General features: G+C 43.8%; 9 protein-coding genes. 2 read left to right on the top strand and 7 right to left on the bottom strand.

All coding sequences use genetic code 11. The features are described 5' to 3' along the window. The 7 genes from F7C14_RS00975 to F7C14_RS00945 all read right to left on the bottom strand — a co-directional run. A partial coding sequence (locus F7C14_RS00975; protein ID WP_290898836.1) for a thiamine pyrophosphate-dependent enzyme occupies window positions 1–825 on the bottom strand: 825 nt, incomplete at its 3' end. Continuing rightward, window positions 822–1,997, bottom strand: a complete 1,176-nt coding sequence (locus F7C14_RS00970) for a transketolase C-terminal domain-containing protein (RefSeq protein ID WP_290898834.1) — start codon at window positions 1,995–1,997, stop codon at window positions 822–824. The genes F7C14_RS00970 and F7C14_RS00975, both read right to left, overlap by 4 nt. Continuing rightward, window positions 1,998–2,291 carry a 4Fe-4S dicluster-binding protein gene (locus tag F7C14_RS00965; RefSeq protein WP_290898831.1) on the bottom strand — a complete coding sequence of 98 codons (294 nt, stop codon included), beginning with the start codon at window positions 2,289–2,291 and terminating at the stop codon, window positions 1,998–2,000. Beyond that, window positions 2,279–2,893 carry a pyruvate ferredoxin oxidoreductase subunit gamma gene (locus F7C14_RS00960; RefSeq protein WP_290898828.1) on the bottom strand — a complete coding sequence of 205 codons (615 nt, stop codon included), beginning with the start codon at window positions 2,891–2,893 and terminating at the stop codon, window positions 2,279–2,281. The genes F7C14_RS00965 and F7C14_RS00960 overlap by 13 nt, the downstream gene beginning before the upstream one ends. A gap of 99 nt (window positions 2,894–2,992) precedes the next feature. Then, window positions 2,993–3,676: a hypothetical protein gene (locus F7C14_RS00955; protein WP_290898825.1), complete on the bottom strand. Its 684-nt coding sequence runs from the start codon at window positions 3,674–3,676 to the stop codon at window positions 2,993–2,995. After that, window positions 3,657–4,424, bottom strand: coding sequence for a flavodoxin family protein (locus tag F7C14_RS00950; RefSeq protein WP_290898822.1), 768 nt, complete (start codon window positions 4,422–4,424; stop codon window positions 3,657–3,659). Before F7C14_RS00950 ends, F7C14_RS00955 begins: the two co-directional genes overlap by 20 nt. Before the next feature lie 33 nt (window positions 4,425–4,457). Then, window positions 4,458–4,709 carry a hypothetical protein gene (locus F7C14_RS00945; protein ID WP_290898820.1) on the bottom strand — a complete coding sequence of 84 codons (252 nt, stop codon included), beginning with the start codon at window positions 4,707–4,709 and terminating at the stop codon, window positions 4,458–4,460. A 572-nt stretch (window positions 4,710–5,281) separates the two neighbouring features. Between F7C14_RS00945 and F7C14_RS00940 the strand changes: the two genes are divergently transcribed. Next, window positions 5,282–5,521 carry a hypothetical protein gene (locus tag F7C14_RS00940; RefSeq protein WP_290898817.1) on the top strand — a complete coding sequence of 80 codons (240 nt, stop codon included), beginning with the start codon at window positions 5,282–5,284 and terminating at the stop codon, window positions 5,519–5,521. Further along, entirely contained in the window at window positions 5,499–5,888 is a 390-nt protein-coding gene (locus tag F7C14_RS00935) for a PIN domain-containing protein (RefSeq protein ID WP_290898815.1), read from the top strand. Before F7C14_RS00940 ends, F7C14_RS00935 begins: the two co-directional genes overlap by 23 nt. Window positions 5,889–6,185: the final 297 nt, after the last annotated feature.

Below are 6,185 nucleotides of genomic sequence, written 5' to 3'. Positions count from 1 at the left end.
CTCTTCTATTATCTTCTTTCCTTCTGGATGCTTGAACAAGTGCCTAAACCTCCTTTGAGCCTTCAAGTATTCTTCCACGGGCTTCTTCTCCTTGATCTTCATAACCCTCACGAGCTTTCCGTGTTCGAATTCTACGAGCGGGTACAATCCGGTTTCAACGGCGAGTCTTGCCACTTCGACCATCTGCTTGCTGTCGATCCCCCATCCGGGAACGCAGGGAGAGTGAACGTGGATGTACTTTGCTCCCTCGAACTCAACTGCCCTCTTCACTTTCCTCTTCAAGTCGTTCGGGTAGCCTACTGAAGCTGAAGCCACGTAGGGGATTCCGTGAGCGACTGCTATGCTAATCATGTCCTTTTTCTTCCCTATCTTTCCGGGCTGTCTTTTTCCAACCGGTGTTGTCGTTGTTCTCGCTCCCGGAGGAGTTAACCCGCTTTGCTGATTTCCCGTGTTCTGATAAGCTTCGTTGTCGTAGCAGATGTAGAGGATGTCGTGATCCCTATCGAACGCTCCGGAGACCATACCGAATCCTATGTCGGCTGTAGCACCGTCTCCAGCAAAAACGACGACATGACCTTCATGCTTTCTCTTTAGAACTCTAAGAGCAGCTTCAATTCCCGCTGCGACAGCCGCAGCATTCTCGAAAAGGGAGTGGATGTAAGGCACACCCCACACGTTTCTTCCGTACATCGAGCTCACTATTTCGAGACACCCAGTTGGATTTACGATGAATGCTTTTCCTTCTAAAGCCTCAAGGACGGACTTAACGGCGATAGGAAATCCGCAACCGGGACAGGCTCCGTGTCCGGGACCGAAATAGCTCATGGAATCACCTCTTCAAATTCTTTAACTCCTTCATACCTCTTTCCGGGCTTCACTTTGCCTTCGTACACTTCGCTTATCACTTTCACGATTTGTTCCCTTGGTATGTCTCTGCCACCGAGCCCTATTACTACCGAGTGAATCTCAGGAGATGAGTGTCCGAACAAGGCGCTTTTTACTTCAAGCGTTACTGGAGGTTCGGAGCCTATGGAAAGCGATCTTTCGAAGATTATAACCTTGTTAGCGTTCTTCAAAGCCTCCCTAACCTCTTCAGCGGGGAAAGGTCTGAACGTCCTGATTTTTAGCAATCCGACTTTCTTTCCTTCTTTTCTCATTTCCTCTACCACGTCTCTCACGAGACCAACGAGAGATCCCATTGCTATCGCAACAACCTCCGCATCTTCACAATATTCTGCTGAAACGTGCAAGCCGTAATCCCTTCCTATTATCTCGCTCCACTCCTTGAAAACTTCTTCCATGACTTTCTTCGCCCTTTCCATCGCGTGCTCCATCGCAACTCTAAACTCCATGTAATACGGAGGAGGAGCGTAGCAACCCATCGCCACGGGTTTTTCGGTTGAAAGCTTTACAACGGGATCGTAAGGCGGTAAGAAGCTGTCGACGACCTCTTGGCTTAAAAGATCCACAGGTTCGTAGGCGTGGGTTAGTTTAAATCCATCCACGTTGAGTATGAAGGGTAGAAGAACTCTCTTATCTTCCGCAACTTTGTAGGCGAGGGGAATCAAATCGTGAGCTTCCTGATTGCTTTCAGCGTGCATCTGAATAATTCCGGCATCTCTCACCGTCATGCTATCTTGGTGATCGTTCCATATGCTGAGAGGAGCGGAAACGGATCTGTTGGCAACTACCATCACTATCGGCAGTCTCATTCCAGCTGCGTTGAACAGAACCTCCGTCATGAGCAAAAGCCCTTGGGAGCTTGTGGCTGTAAATACCCTCGCTCCAGCTGCCGAAGCTCCCAAAACTATCGATGCTGCGGCAAACTCCGATTCGGCTGTTATGTATTCCGCGTCAAGCTCCCCGTTTGCGTACATTTCAGCTAAATTTTCAACGATTTCTGTTTGCGGAGTTATCGGGTATGCGCAGATGACATTGGGTCTGCAGAGCCTAACAGCTTCAGCAATTGCGTAAAAACCTCTAACTATCCTCTTCATTTAACACACCTCAACTTTGTAAATTTCCTTAGTCTCCATCTTAATCGCATTAACCGGACAGACACTTTCGCAAATTCCACAACCTTTGCAGTAGTCGTGATCGACTTTCGCTATCTTGTTTCCGTCTTTCTCCACGAGTTCTATGCACGGCTCTGGACAGAACTTAACACACCTTCCGCAGCCTATGCATTTTTCTTCATCTACAAACGCCCATTCGGTTCCCCAATCTCCGGTCTTCATCTGCGTGGTTTTCGGCGGGTTACTTGCCCCTATATAAAGCTTCATTCTTTCCATGAACATACCTCCTTCATATATTCGTAAGCTTTCTTAATAAGCTGAACGTTCTTTTCAGCCACATCCTCATCTTCGAAAAATTCTCTAACTGCCTCCTCAACATGCTCCAACTTCACGACATTACTCGCTCCCACAAAAGCTCCAACCATTGCGGTGTTTGTTATCGGTCTTCCGAGGATCTCCATAGCCATCTTCGTTGCGTTGATCGTGTAAACTTCCACATCTTCGGCTTTCAGCTTTTCCTTTAGTTCTTCGCTACCCTTCGGATAGTTGGCTATCAGCATTCCCTCCTTTTTTATCCCGGCTAAGACGTCCACGACATCTAACAAGGAGGGATCCATGACCACCACGTAATCTGGGTTGCGAACCTCATCTCTAACAACAATTGGCTTGTCGGAGATTCTGAGAAAAGACACAACTGGAGTTCCCCTTTTTTCGGCTCCAAACATTGGGAAAGATAACGTATAATATCCCTGTTTAAAGCCGGCTATAGCTAAAATGTCCGCTGCTGTAACAGCGCCTTGCCCACCTCTACCGTGAAATCTTACTTCTATTAGGATAAAACTCACCTCCCGAGATCTGTATTCTATGAGGGAGATCATCAGTATTTAAGAATTACCTAACTTCTCCATCAAAAAGACATCTGAAAGGCTTTTCATAGAAAAGCGTAGCACGTTGTCAAATTACGAAGTTGACAAACTTCACTCTTTCCCGAAAATAACTTTTAAAGCCGATAAAACAAACATTTTTTCCTCCTCATCGGTTTGAGCTAACAGTTCTGAGAGCTTACTTTTCTCTCCAACTTCTTCGAGTCTCACGTGATTCAGAGGTTTGTTCTCGTCCTTTAAAATTTCGTAAGATTTTCTAAGAAATTCCGAACTGTAGCCGAGCTCTTTAGCGAGTCTCGCGAAGTTTTCTAAAGCGATCTCTCTTTCCACTTCCCTTTGAATTTTCTCTTCAAGTTCAAGAAGTTCAACGAGGAGTGAAAAGTAAATCTCTACGAGCTCGCTCTTTTTCCACTCCTTGACGAGGCTTTTTATCATCCTATCTATCGTATTCTGAACCTCCCGCATTCTGTAAACGACATACATTAAATCCTCTATTCCATCGCTGAAGTTGTACTTCACTCCCCTCTCTATCTCAAACTTCCAAGCTCTCCTCAAGGTTTCGTTTATCGTTTTCAAATCGATCTCAAGAAGATCTTTTCTTGTTTTGAACATCTCCTCCAAATCTTCGGGAGTTGGAAGGAAAATCTCGTTTATTATCGCCGAAACCTCGACGAGGCGGGTGAATACTATGTAAAATATTGGGTTGAATATGTTTCCGGTTTTCTTTAAATTCTTGCACCTTTCAACGAACTCCTCGCTAATTGCCCTCTCCCACATATCTTTCCACCAGCTTTTTTAGCTCACCCCTCTTCTGCAAGTAGTGTTCCTTGAAGCGTTTAAGCTCTTCGTAATGCTCTATCATCCACTTGTAGCTTAACCTCTCTCCCTTCTCGACCACTTCAAGCTTCTCGTTCAGCTTTGAACCGCAGATCGCACATTCAAAAGCTGAAGTGTATCTGAAGCTTTCGCTCAGGCAAACGGGGCATTGTCCGTTGAAAACGAACTTCTCTCCGCTTTTTATAGCTTCGGCAACTTTGTCAAGGATTTCGACTTTCTCGAAGACTTCTCCGGGGAGAGGTGAGTGAACCGGAGCCACTATGAGAGGTTCGATTCCCATGCACCTAAGCAAGAGGTTGTATGTCGTGGAAGCCCAGCCTCTAAGCTCTTCGAATCCGTAGAAGTAGACGACAGCTCCCTTCTTATCTTTGAACTTCTCAAGGTACGGATAAGCCATAAAGCACCTGTCGAGGAAGAGCTTTACCTTTCCGGTTGCGTCGAGCCAGTAAACTGGAGAGGAAATTAGTATAGCGTCGCTTTCCTCTATTTTCCCAAGAATTCCGTAAACGTCGTCCTCTATTTTGCACTCCTCTCCGAAAAGGCAAGCGTAGCAGGCTTTGCATGGTTCTATTTTCGAATTGGCTAAGTTGACTATCTCAAGCTCTGCCCCAATTTTTTTAGCGATGTACTTGGAAGAAAAAATGCTGTTTCCGTACCTCTTACTTCCAACCAGAGCAAGAAGTTTCATGAAGCTGAAAAAGTAAAAATTTTTAAAAATTTTTCAGTATTCGTCGTAGTCGTAATCGTACTCTTCCTCCTCTTCTTCGAACTCTTCCTCTTCGAAGTCCTCTTCTTCCTCGAAATCCTCCTGCAAGTCCTCAGGATCGAATTCTTCGTTCGTGTCTAAGAGTATGAACTTGCCCTCTTCGTAAAGCAGAGTAATCCCGCAGAGGCTGCAGTTTACTTCCATTCCTTCGTAAAGGTCTTTTAATTCGATTTCTTCCCCGCAAGACGGACATCTAATTATTTTCATCTTATGACCCCGACGAAATCATCAATTTAAAACTTTCGCTTCAAAGATCAGTTCTGTCAACTCAACCACCTTAAATGATTGCAATAGAGCATGAACGGTTTACGAAACAAATTCCGGTTTTTAGCTAACTTTTTAGCAGTTATCGAGCAGGAGAAAATCTTAATTCTCTCAGTGAAAAAGCTTAATGCTGTTTCGACCAATCTTCTTTTCCTGAAAAAGTTTTGTGTTTAAATTCCAAGGTTAGATCTTTCTTCCAATGCTTTTTCGGTCAAGAAGCTTTGTCGATCAGAAACTTAGGTTTGTTTTTGCAATAAATTAAGAACTTGTTTACTTGTTTGATGAAAGAGCGAGCGATCAAATAACTCCTTGTCGTGTGAGCTTTCACGATAACAAGCTCGTTTTTTCAGCGTCTATGTCCAAGAAAACGCGATATTTCTTTTTGTTCTCTTTTTCCGTACCGAATAAATCTCTAAGAGAATTTTTCGCAGCTCTCCTCGCAAAGGATGTTTGGACGTCATCATAATTCCAAAAGTACGGTAAGAGATATAGCCCATGGAGGAGTTGTAATATTTATGGCTGAATTAAAAATTAAAATTCCCGAAGACTTGAAGAGGAAGATGGAAAAATTTGGAGTTGATTGGTCACCGGCGATAAGGAGAATGATCGAAAGGGAAATCCAAAATTTGACTGAGATCGGGAGAATAATATCCAAGAGCAAGATGACTGAAGAAGATGCTTTAGAGCTCGGTGAGAAAATCAGTAAATCGATTGCTGAGAGATTTAAGAAGCATGTTGCTGGTGACAGACGCTAATGTGTTATTTGCCGCCCTTATATCCGGAGGTGGAACGTTTAGAGTTTTTGTAACAAACAAGATTTTGGGAAAATTTCGTTTTGTAGCTCCAGAGTATCTGTTCGTCGAGATTCGTGAGCTTCTTGATGAATTAGATGTTGTTCTGAATTTTCTGGAAGAGCAGATAGAGGTAATTCCGTTTGAAGAATTCGAGGATAAATACGACGAAGTCGAGAAAATTTCTCCAGACCCCGACGACATTCCTTACTTCGCACTAGCGTTAAAATTGAACTGCGCAATTTGGACGAACGATAAGAAGCTGAAGGAGCAGAACGCTGTTAAAGTTTACACAACGCATGAGATAATGCAGATGCTTAAAATCTATTAAGATTTATTAACTTTGCCACTTTCCCCACATTTCTCATGCTTGAAATCTATGTCCAAAGATGTTTTCATTCATTGGCTTCGATGATCGTTACGTCCATCGTCTTTACCTGCTTCCAGAGGCTGTGCGAGGCAGGATGAAACTCGGAGAGGATAAAGATTTAGCTTCCTTATCATTCTTTTGAACATCATAAAAATCGGTTGAAAAATATTTCTCGAGAAGTAAAAATTACGGGTCGCTGCTGTTGTTACGAAACTGTTATATTTTTTGCGGAAATTTAAAAATCCGATGAGCTTGGAG

It is taken from the genome of Ferroglobus sp., from assembly GCF_015521575.1.
GTDB lineage: Archaea > Halobacteriota > Archaeoglobi > Archaeoglobales > Archaeoglobaceae > Ferroglobus.
Note: the sequence above shows the minus strand (reverse complement) of the source record. Positions and strands in the feature narration are given on the sequence as shown.

Excerpts from the sequence above, each read along its gene's own strand:
- F7C14_RS00970 (WP_290898834.1), bottom strand. The coding sequence starts at position 1,997 with ATGAAGAGGATAGTTAGAGGTTTTTACGCAATTGCTGAAGCTGTTAGG.
- F7C14_RS00945 (WP_290898820.1), bottom strand. The coding sequence starts at position 4,709 with ATGAAAATAATTAGATGTCCGTCTTGCGGGGAAGAAATCGAATTAAAA.
- F7C14_RS00965 (WP_290898831.1), bottom strand. The coding sequence starts at position 2,291 with ATGGAAAGAATGAAGCTTTATATAGGGGCAAGTAACCCGCCGAAAACC.
- F7C14_RS00950 (WP_290898822.1), bottom strand. The coding sequence starts at position 4,424 with ATGAAACTTCTTGCTCTGGTTGGAAGTAAGAGGTACGGAAACAGCATT.
- F7C14_RS00935 (WP_290898815.1), top strand. The coding sequence starts at position 5,499 with ATGTTGCTGGTGACAGACGCTAATGTGTTATTTGCCGCCCTTATATCC.
- F7C14_RS00940 (WP_290898817.1), top strand. The coding sequence starts at position 5,282 with ATGGCTGAATTAAAAATTAAAATTCCCGAAGACTTGAAGAGGAAGATG.
- F7C14_RS00960 (WP_290898828.1), bottom strand. The coding sequence starts at position 2,893 with ATGATCTCCCTCATAGAATACAGATCTCGGGAGGTGAGTTTTATCCTA.
- F7C14_RS00955 (WP_290898825.1), bottom strand. The coding sequence starts at position 3,676 with ATGTGGGAGAGGGCAATTAGCGAGGAGTTCGTTGAAAGGTGCAAGAAT.